This is a genomic window from Anaerolineales bacterium, from assembly GCA_037382465.1.
GTDB lineage: Bacteria > Chloroflexota > Anaerolineae > Anaerolineales > E44-bin32 > WVZH01.
The window spans coordinates 14175-32726 of the sequence record JARRPX010000025.1 but is presented as its reverse complement, the minus strand read 5'-3'; the positions used below and the strand labels follow the sequence as shown (position 1 = coordinate 32726).

Annotated in this window: 16 protein-coding genes and 1 pseudogene; 12 read left to right on the top strand and 5 right to left on the bottom strand. The window is 55.9% G+C overall.

Translation table 11 applies throughout. The features are described 5' to 3' along the window. Window positions 1-54: 54 nt before the first annotated feature. The 4 genes from queA to zwf all read right to left on the bottom strand — a co-directional run bounded on the left by queA (window position 55) and on the right by zwf (window position 4083). Window positions 55-1077: a tRNA preQ1(34) S-adenosylmethionine ribosyltransferase-isomerase QueA gene (gene queA, locus P8Z34_08435; protein MEJ2550693.1), complete on the bottom strand. Its 1023-nt coding sequence runs from the start codon at window positions 1075-1077 to the stop codon at window positions 55-57. Between the two features lie 7 nt (window positions 1078-1084). Then, complete coding sequence (locus tag P8Z34_08430) at window positions 1085-1324, bottom strand: DUF2905 family protein (protein ID MEJ2550692.1); 240 nt, start codon at window positions 1322-1324, stop codon at window positions 1085-1087. Between the two features lie 6 nt (window positions 1325-1330). Further along, window positions 1331-2362 (bottom strand): Holliday junction branch migration DNA helicase RuvB, encoded by a 1032-nt coding sequence (ruvB, locus tag P8Z34_08425; GenBank protein ID MEJ2550691.1) that lies wholly within the window; start codon window positions 2360-2362, stop codon window positions 1331-1333. A gap of 218 nt (window positions 2363-2580) precedes the next feature. Then, complete coding sequence (zwf, locus tag P8Z34_08420; protein ID MEJ2550690.1) at window positions 2581-4083, bottom strand: glucose-6-phosphate dehydrogenase; 1503 nt, start codon at window positions 4081-4083, stop codon at window positions 2581-2583. Between the two features lie 334 nt (window positions 4084-4417). Here zwf and P8Z34_08415 point away from each other — a divergent pair, with 334 nt between their 5' ends. The 3 genes from P8Z34_08415 (at window position 4418) to P8Z34_08405 (ending at window position 6388) form a co-directional block, all read left to right on the top strand. Next, entirely contained in the window at window positions 4418-4948 is a 531-nt protein-coding gene (locus P8Z34_08415; protein MEJ2550689.1) for a hypothetical protein, read from the top strand. A 40-nt stretch (window positions 4949-4988) separates the two neighbouring features. Further along, window positions 4989-5384 (top strand): hypothetical protein, encoded by a 396-nt coding sequence (locus P8Z34_08410; GenBank protein MEJ2550688.1) that lies wholly within the window; start codon window positions 4989-4991, stop codon window positions 5382-5384. 80 nt (window positions 5385-5464) lie between these two features. Next, window positions 5465-6388: a CocE/NonD family hydrolase gene (locus tag P8Z34_08405; GenBank protein MEJ2550687.1), complete on the top strand. Its 924-nt coding sequence runs from the start codon at window positions 5465-5467 to the stop codon at window positions 6386-6388. A gap of 78 nt (window positions 6389-6466) precedes the next feature. Here P8Z34_08405 and P8Z34_08400 read toward each other — a convergent pair whose 3' ends face one another. Next, complete coding sequence (locus tag P8Z34_08400; GenBank protein ID MEJ2550686.1) at window positions 6467-6889, bottom strand: hypothetical protein; 423 nt, start codon at window positions 6887-6889, stop codon at window positions 6467-6469. A 344-nt stretch (window positions 6890-7233) separates the two neighbouring features. Between P8Z34_08400 and P8Z34_08395 the strand changes: the two genes are divergently transcribed. The 9 genes and pseudogenes from P8Z34_08395 to dinB all read left to right on the top strand — a co-directional run bounded on the left by P8Z34_08395 (window position 7234) and on the right by dinB (window position 18521). Further along, window positions 7234-8190 (top strand): hypothetical protein, encoded by a 957-nt coding sequence (locus P8Z34_08395; GenBank protein MEJ2550685.1) that lies wholly within the window; start codon window positions 7234-7236, stop codon window positions 8188-8190. Between the two features lie 286 nt (window positions 8191-8476). Beyond that, window positions 8477-12634, top strand: a pseudogene (gene rpoC / locus P8Z34_08390) (DNA-directed RNA polymerase subunit beta'). Window positions 12635-13010: 376 nt separating this feature from the next. Then, window positions 13011-13700, top strand: a complete 690-nt coding sequence (gene rplU, locus P8Z34_08385) for a 50S ribosomal protein L21 (protein MEJ2550684.1) — start codon at window positions 13011-13013, stop codon at window positions 13698-13700. A 16-nt stretch (window positions 13701-13716) separates the two neighbouring features. Continuing rightward, window positions 13717-13971 carry a 50S ribosomal protein L27 gene (rpmA, locus tag P8Z34_08380; GenBank protein MEJ2550683.1) on the top strand — a complete coding sequence of 85 codons (255 nt, stop codon included), beginning with the start codon at window positions 13717-13719 and terminating at the stop codon, window positions 13969-13971. A 102-nt stretch (window positions 13972-14073) separates the two neighbouring features. Continuing rightward, window positions 14074-14541 (top strand): 50S ribosomal protein L31, encoded by a 468-nt coding sequence (gene rpmE / locus P8Z34_08375; protein MEJ2550682.1) that lies wholly within the window; start codon window positions 14074-14076, stop codon window positions 14539-14541. 111 nt (window positions 14542-14652) lie between these two features. Beyond that, window positions 14653-15225: a thymidine kinase gene (locus tag P8Z34_08370; GenBank protein ID MEJ2550681.1), complete on the top strand. Its 573-nt coding sequence runs from the start codon at window positions 14653-14655 to the stop codon at window positions 15223-15225. Continuing rightward, window positions 15182-15784 (top strand): hypoxanthine phosphoribosyltransferase, encoded by a 603-nt coding sequence (gene hpt / locus P8Z34_08365; GenBank protein MEJ2550680.1) that lies wholly within the window; start codon window positions 15182-15184, stop codon window positions 15782-15784. Before P8Z34_08370 ends, hpt begins: the two co-directional genes overlap by 44 nt. Window positions 15785-15797: 13 nt before the next feature. After that, window positions 15798-17291 carry a hypothetical protein gene (locus P8Z34_08360; protein MEJ2550679.1) on the top strand — a complete coding sequence of 498 codons (1494 nt, stop codon included), beginning with the start codon at window positions 15798-15800 and terminating at the stop codon, window positions 17289-17291. 45 nt (window positions 17292-17336) lie between these two features. Further along, entirely contained in the window at window positions 17337-18521 is a 1185-nt protein-coding gene (dinB, locus tag P8Z34_08355) for a DNA polymerase IV (protein MEJ2550678.1), read from the top strand. Window positions 18522-18552: the final 31 nt, after the last annotated feature.

Below are 18552 nucleotides of genomic sequence, written 5' to 3'. Positions count from 1 at the left end.
AGCAGGTTGTTAATTCCTGCTAATGAGTATCCCATAGGTCGTCCGGCAAGTCAATCAGAGAATCAGCATTGCGTCGCCGAATGAATAGAAGCGGTAGCCGTTTTCGATGGCGATCCGGTAGACGCGCAGGATTCGTTCGCGCCCTGCGAACGCGCTGACCATCATCAGCAGCGTCGATCTGGGCAGGTGGAAATTGGTCAACATGGCGTCGACGACCCGAAAATCGAACCCGGGCAGGATGAAAAGATCGGTATCGCCTTCGTATGCCGAGATCATCTGGCCCGCCTGTGCGGCTCTCGCTGCGGTTTCCATCGCACGTACGCTCGTCGTGCCTACGGCAATCAATCTGCCGCCGATTTGCTTGCAATGGATGATTGCATCCACCACTTCCTGCGTGATTTGGCACCACTCCGAATGGATCGGATGGGAGTGGGGATCCTGCTCCGAAACCGGCGCGAAAGTATCCAGTCCGACGTGGAGCGTAACCCTGGCAATGTGCACACCCTTCGCCCGAATACGGTCCAGTAGTTCCTGCGTGAAATGCAAGCCTGCCGTCGGTGCGGCTGCGGAGCCGGGCGTCTGGGCGAAGACCGTCTGATAGGAATCCGGGTTTTCCAGTTTCGCATGAATGTACGGCGGCAGCGGCATCTCGCCGATTTCTTCCAATTCCGGGGTGACTGGCTGTGAGAAACGTACCCTGCGGCGCGGGCCTCCGAGATCCGCTTCGATCTCCGCCGTGATCCCTGCGGTCAGGGCGACTCGCCGGCCCGGTTTCAAACCCTTACCGCCCACCATGGCCTCCCATGTTTGCGGCGCGAGGCGTTTGAGCAACAGCAATTCCACCCGACCTCCGCCGGGGAGTTTCCTGCCGTGTAGACGAGCGGGAATGACGCGCGTTTCGTTCAACACGAGGACGTCTTTCGAGGAGAGGTACTCTGGCAAGTCCCGGAATAAACGGTGCTGTATATCGTCGTTCCGGCGATCGAGGATCAAGAGGCGGGATGAATCTCGCGGATTTGCGGGATGCTGGGCGATGCGGTCGGGAGGGAGTTCATAATCGAAGTCAGCGGTGTGCACGGTCGATTTACTTGAACAGTCGCAGGACGAGGTTGAGGATCAGCGTCAAAATCAGGCTGAGCAGGATCGAACTCACGAGCGGGATGAAGCAGGTAGTATTCCCACCCAATCTGAAGCGCAGATCGCCGGGCAGTTCACCCAGCGAAATTCCGCTTCGACCGAGAAGCCACATGATCCCACCAATTCCCAGCAATATCAGGCCGGCGATGATGAACCACTTTGCGAACGTCGATGTGTCTGGCATCATGCGGATTTAGATCTCGGGCAGCCGCGGCTGTTGTTTCGTGGGCGGTGCAAGTTTCAGATGTTCGTATGCGCGCGCAGTGGCCACGCGTCCTTGAGGCGTGCGGTCGATAAAGCCCAATTGCAGCAGATAGGGTTCCACGACGTCCATTACCGTGTCGGCTTCTTCGCTGATGGAAGCGGCGATGGTCTGCAAACCAACAGGCCCGCCGTCGAATTTATCGATGATGGTGCTGAGCACCCGGCGGTCGGAATCATCCAGTCCGATAGAATCGATTTCGAGTAATTTCAATGCCTCCTTGGCGTTATCGCGGGTAACGCGGCCATCGCAGCGAACCTGTGCGAAGTCTCGTACGCGCCGAAGAAGCCGCAAGGCGACCCGTGGTGTGCCGCGAGCGCGGCAGGCGATTTCCGATATGCCACCGGGATCGATTTCCACGTCGAGCACCTCGGCGCCGCGTGACACGATGGCTTCCATGGCCTCGGATTCGTAGAAATTCAAGCGATGGATCGCGCCGAATCTGGCACGCAGCGGCGCGGTCAGCAGCGCCAGGCGAGTCGTCGCACCAACGACGGAAAAGCGAGGCAGTTTCAACCGGATCGAACGGGCGCTGGGTCCCTTGCCGATGGTGATGTCCAGGGCATAATCTTCCATGGCGGGGTAGAGGATTTCCTCCACCGCTCGGCCCAGCCGGTGGATCTCATCGATAAAGAGGATGTCTCCGGACTGCAGATTGGTGAGGATGGCGGCAAGATCTCCGGCTCGTTCGATTGCCGGCCCTGAGGTCACTTTGATGTTCACGCCCATCTCGTTGGCTAAAATGTGTGCCAGCGTGGTTTTTCCCAATCCCGGAGGGCCGTGAAACAGAACGTGATCCAGGGCTTCCCCGCGCCCCTTTGCTGCCTGGATGAGGATGGCGAGGTTTTCCGTGACGCGCTCTTGATTGATGAGTTCGTGCAGCATGCGCGGACGCAGGGAAGGCTCGTTCGAATCTTCTACCTTGCGATTTGGTGCAACGATACGGTCTTCTCTTCCAACCACGGTTCGGATTATACCGGAAGGGAGCGGTAGAGCAAACTGATCCAATCGCCAATCGAACCGTTCTGTTCCTTAAAATTGGACAACGGCATGCCGTCTGCTCTAGAACGCCTCACTTTCCTTTCACGGTATGGCACCCAAATTTATGATGCAGCGCTGCAACAAGGCGGTCGGAGACCGCCATAATAGGTCGGTCAGATCAACGGGCGCTTGGACGGTCTTCAGCATCCAGATTGAGTCGTCGAAGATCGGGAGGTGCCGTCTGCACAGCCGCGCAACCACCTTCGCCCCACTTTTCCGAGCAGGGCTTCCGCCTTTGCCGGTCCCCAGCTTCCTGGTTCGTAGAATTCCAATTTCGATTCTTTCTTCCCTTTGGGAAGATCGATGAAAGGATCGATCAACGCCCAGGCTTTCTCGATCTCGTCACTGCGTGTGAACAGTGAGGCGTCCCCGATCAGGGCGTCCAACAGTAGACGCTCGTAGGCTTCCGGGATGGCGCATTCTCCGAAGTTGTTGGCGTAGTGGAACTCCATATCGACGGGTCTCATCTCCGCAGCAGTATCGGGAACCTTGGCGTCGAACCGTAGATGTATGCCTTCGTCAGGCTGGATACACAGCGCCAGAATGTTCGGAGAGATTTTGTACCCTTCTGGAAGCGGAAACATGACGTGCGGAGGCCGTTTGAAGTGGATGATGATCTCCGTGGTCTTCGCTGCCATCCTCTTGCCGGATCGCAGGAAAAAGGGGACTCCCTGCCAGCGCCAGTTCTCGATGTCGAAACGAATGGCCGCATAGGTCGGTGTATCCGAATTCGGATCTACTTTCTCCTCGTCCCGGTAACCACGATATTGTCCACGAACCAGGTAGTCGTCGAGGTCCATATCCGATGGCTGGCGGATGGCGTTGAGGATCTTTACCTTTTCGTTGCGCAAGGCGTTGGCTTCAAACGTCGACGGGGGCTCCATGGCAACCAGCGTGAGCAGCTGCATCAGGTGATTCTGGAACATGTCCTTGATCACACCCACGCCGTCGTAATACCCGGCCCGGTGCCCGACGCCGACTTCTTCGGCGACGGTAATTTGGATGTGCTCGATGTAATTGCGATTCCAGATCGGTTCGAAGATTGTGTTCGCGAAGCGGAAGACCAGGACGTTCTGTACCGTCTCTTTTCCGAGGTAGTGATCGATACGATAGATCTGGCTCTCATCGAGATGGTCATGCAGCGCCTCGTTGAGTTTGCGTGCGGAGTCTAGATCGCTGCCAAAGGGTTTTTCGATCACAATTCGACGCCAGGCTCCATTTTGATCCGTCATGCTGCTTTCGGACAACCCCGAGACGATATCCGTGAAAAAACGAGGCGGCACGGCGAGATAATACAATCGATTCCATGCACCTTTTTCAAACTTGGGCAGCGCGGAATGCAGGTGCTGATAGTCTTCCGCATCGGTAAGCCCTCCGTGGATGTGATGCAGGTGCGGCACGAATCGTTTCCAGCCATCTGCAATCTCATCAAAATCCATGTGTTCCTCGATGCTCTTCTGCATAGTCTGTCGGAAGACTTCGTCGTTCCAATCTCTTCGTGTGTAGCCGATGATGTTGAATTTTTTCGGGAGTCTGTCTTTCAAGTACAGGCTGAACAGCGCCGGCATCAGCTTGCGGGACGTCAGATCACCGGATGCGCCGAATATGACGATGGTACACGGATCAGAAACCTGCGTTGACATAGTATTCCCTCCCATTATCGGTCTCCTCATATTTAATCACGCTCTCCACCGTAAAGAAAGAGAATCCAAAAAAAGTCATAATCCGTGTTGGCGACAAACCTTCAGATTCGCTGGATTATGATCGTAACTGTCTGGCGTTATTCGCGAAGGTGTTCGTGGAATAAAGGTTGGTGAATTGGTTGATTCATCCGGGCCAGATCCCGATGGACCCGATCTTCAGTTTATCTCTCCGTGTTGAGTGTAGTATGATTGTGATGACCTGGAAATGTTCCAGCGCTTTCTCGAAGATGACAACGGGCATACACTGGGCTGTCCGGAAGAGCAGGATTCTGTGATGAAACCAACGGCTTACCAGTGGAAACTGAAAGACAAACTGTTTTATGCGCTGGCGATAATCCCCTTTCTGACGGGATTCGTCGGGACTGTGTATTTGCTGTCCACATACTCTGCACTACTCATGCTAATTTGGTTGGCGCTCTACATTGTTACCAACGTATTTCAAGCGGGATGCTGTGTGGGATGTCCATATCGAGGCCAGTACTGTCCCGCGTTGTGCGGTGTTTACCTGGGCAATTTTCTTTCAGGCATCCTCTACAAAGATAAGCAGTTCGAACAAGCTTTTTTTGAACACAACGCAAAGGCCGGAGAGACCATGTTGTTCATTTGTATCGTCTTCCCGCTGTATTGGATATTTAACACTGGCTGGTATCTGGTCCCGGTCTATCTGCTGCTTCTCGGAGTGCATTTCCTCATCTTCATGCCCACGCAGTGCGAAAAGTGTGGCTACAACACGACCTGCCCGGGGGGGCAAACCTGGTTGAATTGCAGGCAAAAATTGGGGTTTCAAAGAAATCTGGGAGAATGATCATTCAAACTTGATAAAAAATCATTGGCGGGGAAACAACATGGGTAGAGAGGCCGAGAGAAATTTGATATTAATCAACGGCGTCGTTCTGACTGCCGTGGCTATTCCCCACTTGATCGACGATTTCCTTTTTGGGATTCCGGAGGAATTCGGCCTCACCAATATCGAGGCGCAGAGTCTCGCCGCCTTTTTCGCTGCGCTGCTGATCGTGGTGTTTTCGCTCGCCGCGAGAGGACGGCGTTGGGGCTTCCTCGGCACCGCATTCGTGGGCGGTTTTCTGGCTTTGGCGGGCATCTTGAAGCACTTTCCTTTAATGCTCAAGCCCGGACCCTACTGGAGTGGACTTTTCTCGGAAGCTTTGATCTGGGGATTGATCGTGAGTGGAATTTCGCTGCTGATATTGTCCGTTCGGGAGCTGCGATCCATCGGTTCCTGAACTGTTTGCGCAAGGCGACCGAATTAATGAATAACTGCAGCGATGATTGTCCAACATGACGCAAGGCTGATGAGATAGACATGGAACAAGGCCAGAAACAAAAGCGCGACCGGACTTATTATAAGAATCTACTCGTCTTTACAGTTCGCGTCGTTGCCATCGTCGCGATTCTGCTTTACTTCGGTGTGCCGATCATCGACGCCTACGGCGCGCTGCATCCACCGCGTTACCCGATCGGCGACGTGTCTCCGGCCGATTTGGGCTTGGAGTACGAAGACGTCACACTCGTAACTCGCGATAATCTCAAGCTCTATGGCTGGTATATTCCTTCCACCAATAGAGCCGCCGTCGTGCTCGTGCACGCCTACAGCGGTAACCGCACGGGGACACTCTATCATGCCGGGCTTCTCGCCAAACATGGCTATGGCGCGCTGCTCTACGATACGCGCACGCAGGGCGAAAGCGAAGGTGAGATTTACGCGCTGGGTTGGGAAGATTATCTCGACGTCGAAGCGGCTGTATATTATCTCAAACAGAGACCGGATGTCGACCCTGAGAAAATCGCGGTGCTTGGACTTTTCGCAGGTGCGAAGGCGTCGTTGTACACAGCCACACAGGACGATTCGATCGCCGCGGTCGTAGTCGAAGGGACACGCTGGCGCACGTTCGAGGACCTGCTGCTGGATACGGAACCGAAGTGGTACGTTTGGCTGCCTGCAGAGTGGCTTTCATGGCAGTTCGTCGAGTGGAAGACCGGCATTCGAAACCCAACTCCGCTGCGCGAAGCGGTGCCCCGGATCAGCTCCACTCCGCTGCTGTTGATCGCCGCCGACGCCGAATTGGCGACCAGCCAGGCGTATTCCGAACTGACGAACGGTCCGTCCACACTCTGGGTGCGTGACGAACCCGGCCATCAGATCGATGCGCTTTTCGACGAACCCGAGGAGTACGAGCAGCGAGTGATTGGGTTTTTGAATCAATCGTTAGGCATTCAAGGTAAGTAGGCTTCCCCGCAGGATGGGTCTGGAAGTGCGCCTCAAATTCTCCGTGGATGTGCGAGATGAGGAGACGAAACGATCGATTTATTGCAAGAAGATTACAACGATCACGACAACAAGGATCATGAAAAAGATGACCAGGTTACAGGTTCGAAATACGCTGCTCGCGCTGCGGATCCAGTCTGATAGAGGCACTTCATCCCCGTCTTTTCTGCGAACGCTGAAATTCGGCAGTCCGCCGTGCTGCAGGGCCGTCAACCATCCGGGCTGCAGATTCAGATCCACGCCCGTCTCTCCCACCTGGAAACTCGCAGCGTCCGAAAGGTCGAGCGTATAACCACAGGACGAGCAGCGAATGGTTTCGTCCGGAGCGCCGACCTTGGGTCTGCTGCTGTGGAATTCCAATTCACCATTACAGCGGGGGCACCGGCGCGACAATATGCTTTGAAAGTCGGGCTTCTCGTCGTCATCGTGCGGTTTATTCGAAATCGGCTGGAAGGCATCCATCTTCATCTCATTCCTTGTCTGCGTCGATCGCACACGGGGGCGGCTGAATCCGTGTTGAATATCAGGTGGGTCCGGGGTGAGAGTATCTTAGGCAATATTTAACTTCGCGCCAATACGATTTTTCTCGAACGAGTCGTCTGCTTTGTAGCGAGCAGAAAGTGTTTGACGTGCTATCTTTCCTTTACTATACTGACTTGTGATGGCTTGAACGATAAATGCGGGACGGCTTTCCGTCACGCAGAAGAGATGATCGCGAAGTCATTTTACCGTTCTTGGGTATGCGAGTAACTTAATTCATCTGGATCAAATCGCCTTCGAACCCTTTGTCGGGTCCAAGGAGGGCAGTGACAGTGTTTGGCCTCGGGCTGAAACCGTTGCAACAGGTACTCAACCGCAAAGCGGATGAAGTGCAGCATGAATTCATCGAACTTGGAAGGCGGATCGAGGATATCGGCAAACAATTGCTGGAGCTACGAGGGGAGGAGAAGCAGCAGCTGCGGGAGGAGCAAATCCAATTGCGCAATCGGCAGCAGCAGATTGCTGCGGACGTAAACCTTTGGCGCGAGCGCGCTCGTGGCGTTATGACGGCGGGTGGCCGGGCCGGCCTACGGGCTTATCTGGAAGAACTGAGCGAGCTGAATGAGCCATCCATTCAACCGGTAGTGGATCAAGTGCTGCACATGCTCGATTTGCCGCCGGACGAACTCCTGCTTACCGAGGAAGAGCCGCAATTCGTAGAACAAACACCTGCGGGACGCTTGCTGGAACGAGCGCGAGTCGAGTACGACATTCGCACGGGGGATTTGTCCATGCGGATGCGGGAAGCGATCGCCTTTGCCAATCGCCCGGGAATTGCTCAGGACGATGCACAGCTGGAGGAGATCGCGGCCGCGATGGAAGATCCGGATCCACTCGTGCGTGAAGTGGCAGTATTGACGACGATACAAATTCATCGTTTTCGCTCCCTGCGTGTGGCGGATTTGGAAGTCGCCCACCAATCCACCCAATACCTCGCCCGACTCAATCACATGGCCGTGGTACCGGTCTTGATCGAGATCCTGGAGACCCCGCGTACGGGATATTTGGTTGAAAATGACGAATCCATCGAGACGGATAACGATCGTTCGAGAATGATCGCACTGCTGCGGTTGGTCGAGTGGCACACGCCTGAATCGCAAGCCGCAATCAAGGCACGGCAGTTCGATAGCGATGAAAGCATCGTCAAGGCGGCCGCACGAGCGCTCGAATTGTTTCCGGATCCTTGGTCAGGTCCTCTGAAAGGAGGTCATTCGCAGCGATAACGTGCGAAGATCCGAATTTCCGTTAAATTCGCGATCGAAAGGCCGGTCGTTGGAGATTCGCACGATCGACTCTTCTTGACATTTTCCAGTTTAAATGTAGAATATAATCTTATGAAACCCAAGCGGGTGGTCGGCACTTTAAAGCGCTTGAGGTCGAAGGAGCCTCACGCGCTTGTTTTGCTTTGCCTGCGCTGTGGAACGTATGTTCCGTTCGTATAATTACTGTCAAGGGTTCATCGGATCGGAAGAATTTTTGTAGGTCAGTACAGCGCCACGGAGGAATTTAGTGGAAGCGAAGGGATTTCGAGCGTTACGGGTAAGTCTGGCATCACCGGAAACTATTCTGAGTTGGTCTTACGGAGAGGTATTAAAACCGGAAACGATCAATTACCGCAGGTTGCGGCCGGAGAAGGATGGTTTGTTTTGCGAAGCGATCTTTGGACCACAGCGGGATTGGCAGTGCTACTGCGGTAAGTATAAGAATATTCGCTTCAAGGGAATTACCTGCGAGAAGTGCGGCGTAGAAGTCACACGTTCCTCCGTGCGTAGAGAGCGCATGGGGCACATCACCTTGGCTGCCCCCGTCGCACACGTGTGGTATACGCGGCGTGTTCCCTCCTACCTTGGCCTCTTGTTGAACGTATCCAGACGTAATCTGGATCGCGTGCTCTATTTCGCGCAGTACGTCGTTACCCAGGTGGACGATGATGCGAAACAGCGCGCCATAAAACGCGTCGAAGACGAAATCACACAACACGAAAAGACTCGCGCCGACGCCTATAAGAAGCGCATCGCGGATATCAAAGCCGATCGTAAGGCGGAACTCGAGGCGCTTGAACAAAAGCAGCGTGAAATTCAGCAGGCCTATGAAGAGGAAGTCGCAAATCAAATCGATCCCGTGATTCGCGAAGGCCAGCGTCTGGAAAAAACCCTCAGCGAAAAACTCGACAAGACCATACGCGCGCCGATCCGCTTCGAGGCCATCGACATGTTGATCGCAGATAAACAGGAAACGATCAACAACGATCACATCAAACTGGTCCAGGAAGCTGTTAAAGAGCATTTGAACGACGTCGAGTCTGCGTTGAAAGAGAAACGCAACGGTGAGATCGCAAGCATCAAGATGGAGGCTGAAAAGATAAAAGCCGAAGCCGAGCTTGCCATCGAAGGGCTTGACGAACATGTCGATGACGAAGCGGCCGACCAAATCGAAGAGTTAAAAAGCGATCTGGAGGAATTGAGCGCCATCCATCCCATGTTGTTCCTGGGCGAAAGCCGCTATCGGGAATTGAAAAACAAGTGGGGCCAGGTGTTTCGAGCGGACATGGGCGCAGAAGCATTTTACGAGATCTTGCAGCGCATGGACTTGGATAAACTCACGGAAGAGTTGTGGGTCGAGGTTCGCACAACCCGCAGCAAGCAGCGCCGTAAGAAGGCGACCAAACGGCTCAAGGTCGTCGAAGCCTTCCGGCGCTCGGGGAATCGGCCGGAATGGATGATTCTGACGCAGCTGCCCGTGATTCCGCCGGACCTCCGCCCGATGGTCCAACTCGACGGCGGACGTTTCGCCACGTCCGACCTGAATGATTTGTATCGCCGCGTGATCAATCGCAACAATCGCCTGAAGCGGCTGGTCGAACTCGGCGCGCCGGACGTCATCGTGCGCAACGAGAAACGCATGCTGCAGGAAGCGGTGGATTCGTTGATCGACAATGCCCAGCGCGGCAAGGCGCTATCGCGCCGCGGCCGCCGGGAATTGAAATCCCTCAGCGACATGCTCAAGGGCAAGAAAGGACGCTTCCGACGCAACTTGCTCGGAAAGCGCGTGGACTATTCCGGACGCTCGGTGATCGTCATCGGCCCGCATCTCAAGCTCTATCAATGTGGACTGCCGAAGACGATGGCCCTCGAACTCTACCGCCCATTCGTGATCTCGAAGCTCGTTGCACACAACTACGCGGCGAACGTCAAGGGCGCCAAACGCATCATCGAGCGCGAACGACCGGAAGTCTGGGAAGTCCTCGAGAAAGTGATTAAGGATCGGCCGGTGCTGCTCAACCGGGCTCCGACCTTGCATCGCCTCGGCATTCAGGCCTTCGAACCGGTGTTGGTGGAAGGCAAGGCGATTCAGCTCCATCCGTTGGTGTGCGCCGCCTTCAACGCCGACTTCGACGGAGATCAAATGTCGGTGCACCTGCCGCTGTCGCAGGAGTCCGTTCGCGAAGCGCGTGAGCTGATGCTCTCCTCACGGAACTTGCTCAAACCCGCCGATGGCGAACCGATCGTCAGTCCGACCAAGGACATGGTTCTCGGCGTGTATTACCTGACGATGTCCGAAGAAGGGAAAGAACATCTCGGGGAAGGACGCGCCTTTGCAGACATGGATGAGGTCGAACTGGCATATTCTCTCGGCCAGGTGGAAATCCATAGCGGTATCAAGATCTATACCCAAACCTGGTACGACGAGGAAGGCGTACGCCTTTCCGAGCCGCAGGAGCGTCTGGTCGAGACGACCGTCGGGCGGGTGATCTTCAACATGGTGCTCCCCGATGAACTGCGCTTCGTCAATCGCGTCCTGGACAAAGGATCGATCCAGGAATTGGTGAGTGACATCTACCATCTGCTCCGGGAAGAAGGTACGCCGGCCGTGGTCGACGCCATCAAGGACGTGGGCTTCAAGTACGCCACGCGTTCGGGTACGACGATCGCCGTTTCGGACATCACCGTTCCGAGCTCGAGAAGGGAAATCATCTCGCGCACCCTGGAAGATGCCGAAGCGGTACGCGTCGATTACCAGCGCGGCTTGCTGACCGAGCAGGAACAGAAGGAACGCATCATCGAACTCTGGCAGGATACCACGACGGAAGTCGCCGACGCCGTACGGGAGACGATGGATCCCACAGGCAACTTGTCCACCATGGCGCTCTCCGGGGCGACCAAGGGCGGTTTCCAACCGATTTCCCAGCTCGCAGGGATGCGAGGTCTGATGGCCGACCCTGCGGGACGCATCATCCCCCTGCCGATCCGCTCGAATTTCCGTGACGGGCTGACCACGCTCGAGTACTTCATCTCCACACACGGCGCCCGTAAAGGTTTGACGGACACGGCATTGCGGACGGCGGATGCCGGTTATCTCACCCGGCGGCTGGTGGACGTGGCGCAGGACGTGATCATCAACGACGTGGACTGCAAAACGGAGAACGGGATCTGGATTCGCCGTTCAGACGATGTGGCAGGGCAGGAATTCCATGCCCGCCTCGTCGGACGGGTTCTCGCACGAAAAGTCGCCGATCCGGAATCGGGCGAGATCTTGTTCAAGCGCGGCGATCTGATCACGCTGCGTGAAGCACGCATGATCTCCGAAGCGGGCGTCGAAAAAGTCTACGTCCGTTCCCCGCTGACCTGTGAACTGCAGTTCGGCCTCTGCCGCAACTGTTATGGAATGGATCTGGGACGAGGCGAGCTGGTATCGTTCGGCGCCGCAGTCGGAATCGTGGCCGCACAATCCATTGGTGAGCCAGGCACACAGCTGACCCTGCGTACCTTCCACACCGGCGGCGTGGCCGCAGGCGGCGACATCACGACGGGTCTTCCGCGCGTTGAAGAACTGTTCGAAGCGCGCAAGAAACCCAAGGGTGAGGCGGTCATCTCGGAAATCGCCGGAACGGTGGAAATCATCGAGCCGGACGTTCCGGACGGACCACGCAAGGTCCGCGTCCACCTCAGCGAATTGCTCTCCGATGAATATTCCGTACCGGGGAACTGGGCGATAAAAGTGGAAGATGGCCAGGAAATCGATGCCGGCGAGTTGATTGCGAAACGCGGCGATTCGACGATCGTTGCCAGCCATGCAGGCCGTTTGCGCTTGGAGGATGGCAAGGTGATCGTATCGTACGATCGCGTCGATGAAGTCGAATATGACATCCCGGCCAGCGCGCGACTTCTGGTTAAAAATGGACAGAAGATCGAAGCCGGCCAGCAGATTACGGAAGGTTCCCTGAACCCGCATCGAATATTACGCATCCTTGGGCCGGAGGCGTGTGAAGCCTACCTGTTGATCGAAGTACAAAAGGTGTATCGCTCGCAAGGTCAGAACATCAACGACAAGCACTTCGAGGTGATCATCCGCAAGATGCTTTCTAAGGTGCAAGTCATGCAGGCGGGTGATACCTCGCTGCTGCCGGGCGACCTGATCGATCGACGCTACTTGATCCGTTTGAACGAAGCCATCATCGCAGAGGGCGGCAAACCCGCTCGAGCGATGCAGGTACTCCTCGGCGTGACGAAGGCTTCGTTGAGCACGGAGTCGTTCCTTTCGGCGTCATCATTCCAACACACGATCAAGGTGTTGGCCAATGCGGCGATCGAAGGCAAAGTGGATTACCTGCGCGGCTTGAAGGAAAACGTGATCATCGGGAAACTGATCCCGGCCGGGACGGGTTTCCCGGGCTCCGACGTCGCTTTGCACGACGAACGACTGGATGGCGAACTCGAGCCTGCGGATGAAGACGTCGAAATCGAGGTGGAAGCTTCGGTCGAGGAACCTGAGCCCGTAGCGGGAGATTAGCTCGACTCATTTCCACGACCGGCGGCTTCGGATGAATTTCGAGTGCGGTATTCTGCCTGACCTGGTTCGTTACAGTGGATCTATAGTTCCTCGAATGCGAATCATTGACAGGCATTGGGCTGGTGGTATAATCTCGTCGCCCCACCGATGAGGTTGGGGCATGTGTGTGAATCCCCAACTTCCCCGTCACTCGGCGGCCATACCGTGAAGTTCGCAGAGATGATGGTGAAGCGAAGCTGGAGAACGTATAGAGATGAAATATGCAATTGTTGAATCGGGCGGCAAACAATACGTTGCCCGTGAAGGTGAAACGATCGAAGTCGATCGTCTGCCCATCGAAGTCGGCAAATCGGTCACGTTCAAAGAGGTCCTGCTTGTCGTGGACGACGGCACGACGGAGGTCGGCAATCCCTACGTCAAGGGTGTTTCGATCAAGGGCACCGTTCTCGCCGAGATAAAAGCGCCGAAGGTCATCGTCTTCAAGTACATTCCAAAGGAGAGATACCGGCGCACAAAGGGGCACCGTCAGCGCTACACGCGTGTGTTGATCGACGCGATCGGCGCACCATCGTCGGCGAAGAAGGCCGAGACGAAGGAAGCGGAAAAGGAAAGCAAGCCCGCGCCGCAGAAGAAGACGGCTGAGAAATCCGAGCCGGCGGCGAAATCGACGTTAACGGCGAAGAAAGCCTCGACAAAACCCGCTGCGAAGAAGCCGACGACCAAGGCTGGCACGACGACCAAAGCCGCCTCAACGTCGAAATCGAAAGCAAAAACCACCAAGGCGAAATCCTCGACAACAAAATCGAAGTCGAGTTCAACAAAATCCACATCGGCGGACAAGAAAACGAGCACCAAGAAGTCGACGGCAAAAAAGTCGAGTGGGAAATCGAGCGGAAAGTCGAGCGGAAAGTCGAGCTCGAGTAAAGCAAAAAGTGAGAAGTAGAAGGTAAGAGGATATCATGGCGCATAAAAAAGGTGGCGGTTCAAGCCGCAACGGCCGTGACAGTCATTCGAAGCGGCTCGGCGTCAAGAAATTCGGCGGCGAGCGCGTGATCGTCGGCAACATCATCGTCCGTCAGCGCGGCACGCAGATTCACCCGGGTGAGAACGTGCGCAGAGGTAAAGACGACACGCTCTTTGCTATCTCGGACGGCGTGGTGCACTACGATTACATGAGTCGAGGCCGAAAACGCGTAAACGTAATTCCTGAATAGATTCGAATAACGCGCACGATTGTCGCCCAACATGCTGAATCCTTCCCCGGGGATCAGCTTGCCCGGGGCAATTCGTGCCAAACCGGGGAGGTTGGATAAACGATGAAAGAAAACATACATCCCAAATACTACACGAATGCCAAAGTCACTTGTGCTTGTGGCAATACATGGGAGACCGGTTCGACCGTGGAGTCGATCACGACCGACGTCTGCTCGAAGTGTCATCCGTTCTACACCGGCGAACAACGCATCGTAGACACCGAGGGGCAGGTGGATCGCTTCTATAAACGCTTGCAAGCCCGGGAAGAATACATCGCCGAGCAAGAAGAGCGCGAAGCTGCACGCACGTCACCTGACCTGCCGATTACGGAGCTCGAGTTGGGCTCTCGAACGGAAGGCAAGTATCTCAAGGCCGGGATCGAAGTCGTTGGTGACGCACTTGCACTGCTGGCTGAGGGGGACGACAAAGTATTGGCGATCGATGGCATCGGCCGCAAGACGCTGGCCGATCTGAAACGTGCGTTGGGCCGGGCCGGATTCAAACTGCCTGAGGCTGAAAAAGAGGCGTGAGGCAATATTGCTATCGCAAGCGAGCTTGATTCTCAAGAGCGCATGAGGTAACGTAGGGCAGGTGAATCACACCTGCCTTTTTCGTTGTCGACTTCAAAACAGAGGGTTTGCATGAAACATCAAAATGGCAGCGTTGAGCTCATCGTTGGGTCGATGTTCAGCGGAAAGACCGATGAACTCATCCGCAGATTACGCCGGGCGAAGATCGCCCGTCAGAAATTGCAGGTCTTCAAACCGAGCATCGACACGCGCTTCGGCGAAGAGAAACTCGCATCCCACGCGGGAGCCGAATTCGAAGCGACGCCGATCGATCATTCGAGTGTGATCCTGGAGCTGCTTGACGCAGACACCACGGTGGTCGCCGTGGATGAAGCGCAGTTCTTCGATGAAGATATCGTCCATGTTGTCCAGGAACTGGCGGACCGCGGCATCCGCGTTCTGGTGGCCGGACTCGATACCGACTTCCGCGGCGAACCCTTCGGGCCGATGCCCTCACTCATGGCGCAGGCGGAACATGTCGATAAACTGCATGCCATTTGCATGGTATGCGGCAATGACGCCTGCCGCACGCAACGCTTGATCGACGGCAAGCCGGCTCGCTACGACGATCCAGTGGTCGTCGTCGGCGCGAGTGAAATGTATGAAGCCCGCTGCCGCGCGCATCACACCGTGCCGAGGGAGTGACGTGCAGGATTATCAAGAAGTACTCGAGGAAATTCTCATCCCAGAGGATGCACTTCATAAACGCATTAAAGAGCTCGGACAGGAGATCAGTCGCGATTACGAGGGCAAAGATTTGCTCCTTGTCTGCATCTTGAAAGGGGGCGTGATGTTCCTCACGGATTTGATGCGCGCCATCGACGTCCCCCATACCATCGATTTCATGGCCATCTCCTCTTACGGCGCGGGGGTGAGGCACTCAACGGGCAGTGTGCAGATCAAATTGGATCTGGCCACGCCGATCGAAGGCCGCAACGTCTTGATCGTGGAAGACATCATCGACAGCGGGCACACACTCACGTCAGTGATCAACTTTTTGAACACGCGCCGTCCGAAAAGCCTGAAGATTTGTACGCTGCTGGACAAAGCCGAAAGGCGGGAAGTGGAAGTCCCCATCGATTACCGGGGATTCACGATCCCCAATAAATTCGTCTTCGGCTACGGCCTGGACTTCGACGAATATTATCGAAATCTTCCGTTCATCGGCGTCGTTCGAGCGGAACAAATCCAAGGCAAGAGCTAAGTGCTGCACGAGCATGTCATCAGATTCTGCCCCTCCGCCTGCGATCCTAGAATATCTCCCCTACCTTCCTGAAGAACCCGCAATCTGGCTGGTCGGCGGCATACCAAGAGATCAGCTCCTCGGCCGCGTGAGCCGGGATTTCGATTTTGTGGTGGCGGGGGAAGCACGAGCGCTCGCCCGGCGATTTGCAGACCAGCTGGGAGCGGCTTACTATGCTCTCGATCGGGAACGCGACATCGGTCGGGTCATCTTGACCGGAGGGGAAAAGGATCGCATCACTTTCGATTTCGCCAGGCTCCGGGGAACCACCATCGAGGACGACCTTCGCGACCGGGACTTCACGATCAACGCCATAGCCGTTCGCCTCAGCGCACCCTACACGTGGATCGATCCCCTCGGCGGGGCGCGCGACGTCAAAGAGAAAGTCGTAAAAGCGTGCAGCTCCCATTCGCTAGCCGACGATCCGGTTCGCGCCCTGCGGGCGATCCGCTTCGCGTTGAGCTTCGAATTCCAAATTGCGGACGAGACCAGGGAAGGTATCGTACGAGTTAAAGGGACACTTGGTTCCGTCTCTTTCGAGCGAATACGAGACGAACTCATGCAGATTTGCCGTATGCCGCATCCCGGCAAGGCGTTTCGTTTGTTGGATTACATGGGCATTCTGGACTCGCTATTCCCAGAACTTGGGGCGATTCGGGAAATCGATTTTCCTGCAGCCGAAGATATCAACGCTTTGGAGCATACACTTGCTGTGGTGGACCGTTTGGGCGATCTGCTGACTGTGCTCGATCCGGTTCACGATCCGCAGGCTGCGGGGAATCTGTTGTGGGCGGAGGTCGCACTACGATTGGGACGTTTCCGCAATCCCCTGGCCGACCATCTCGCTCGCTATTTGAGTCAGGCGAATCAGGCGCGTCAGATATTGTTTTTCGCCGCAATCTGCCACACGGCCGGTTTATCTGGCGGTGTGAATTCCGAGACACCGTATCTGGTGGGGAACACCGAGGCGGTAAACAGCGCGCGCATCGCCGGAGCAATTGGGCGTAGAATGCGTTTGAGCAACGCCGGAGTCGATCTTGTGGAACGCATCGTCCGCCATCAGGGGACATTTGAAGGCCTCGGATTCGAGCAGCTTCCCTCACCCAGGGCGATCTACCGTTTTTTCCGCACGACGCGCGGAGCCGGGGTGGAGGTCATCATGCTGGCGTTGGCGAGTTTTATCGGCGCCCGTGCGGCTCGACTGTCTCAAGATCGATGGGCGCAGCGGGTCGAATTGGCGCGCGCACTTCTGGAAGCTTTCTTCGAAAACCGTCGACGAGTCGTGGATCCACCGCAGCTCATCGATGGCGACGATATCATGCGCGTTTTACACCTCGAACCGGGACCCGTCGTCGGCGAATTGCTCGAAGTCGTTCGCGAAGCACAGGCGGCCGCCGAGGTTGCGACTCGCAGTGAAGCGTTGACTGTGGCGCGTGAGACGTATGACGCTTGGGAACGGTCTGCTTAGGCAGCCGGAAGTACGGCCGTAAAAAGAATGCCGGGTGGAATCGGAATGTCCGGTAAAACGAAACGCACGATCTTACACGTGGATCTCGATGCATTTTTCTGTTCCGTTGAGGAACTGCATCGGCCCGAATTGAAGGATCGTCCATTTGTCGTCGGGGGTTCACCGCAGGGTAGGGGCGTCGTGGCTTCCGCATCCTATGCGGCGCGCGCCTACGGGATTCACTCGGCGATGCCTACGTTGCGTGCGCTGCGTCTGTGCCCGGAGCTGATCGTGCTGCACGGCAAGCACGCTGATTACCACAAACACTCGAAAAGAATTATGGCCTTTCTGCGTGATTCGGCGCCGTTGGTGGAGCAACTTTCCATCGACGAAGCGTTCTTGGATGTGAGTGACGATCCACTCGGTGGGGAAGCAGTGGCGAAGAAACTGCAGGCGGAAATCGATCAGCGCTTCAAACTGCCGACTTCGTGGGGAGTTGCCGGCAACAAATTGGTGGCAAAAGTCGCCACGGAGGTCGGTAAACCGAAAGGCTTGATCGTGGTGCAACCGGGTGAGGAGCGTAGTTTCCTGGCGCCGCTGCCGGTGGAAATGCTCTGGGGGGTCGGCCCGAAAACGGCGGAGCGTTTGAAATCCGAAAACGTTCATAAAATCGGGCAGCTGGCAGACATGCCGCCCGGCCGGCTGCGGGCAATTTTCGGTGATTACGGAATGGAACTTGCATCCAGAGCACGTGGAGAGGACGACAGGCCGGTTCAGGAAACGTATGAACCTCAATCGATGTCTGCGGAGAGGACGTTTTCAAAGGACATTGCGGATCTCGAGGAATTGAAGCATGTGCTGTTCGAACTCAGCGAAAGGGTGGGTGCCCGATTGCGGAAGGCAGAATTGGCTGGAAAGACCGTACGGCTAAAATTACGCTGGGCAGATTTCACGACCATCACGCGGCAGCACCAGCTGCCGCAGGGAACGGATCAGGATGGTGAAATCTATCAAGCCGTTTGTAGATTGTTCGACCGGGCCTGGACGCCCAGACGCCGGGTCCGCCTGTTGGGCGTTGGAGTCGCCGACCTGGCATCTCCGCTTCGCCAGCTTTCGCTCTTCGATCGTTCCTGGGAACAGGACGGCCGTTTGCTGCAGGCGATCGATGCAATTCGAAGCCGCTACGGTACGAAAGCCCTGCGCCGGGCAAGGCAGCTCGGATCCGAGGATCTACACGAAGACGATGCATAGTAAACTGCGCGTTTGTTTTCAATTGCAGAAA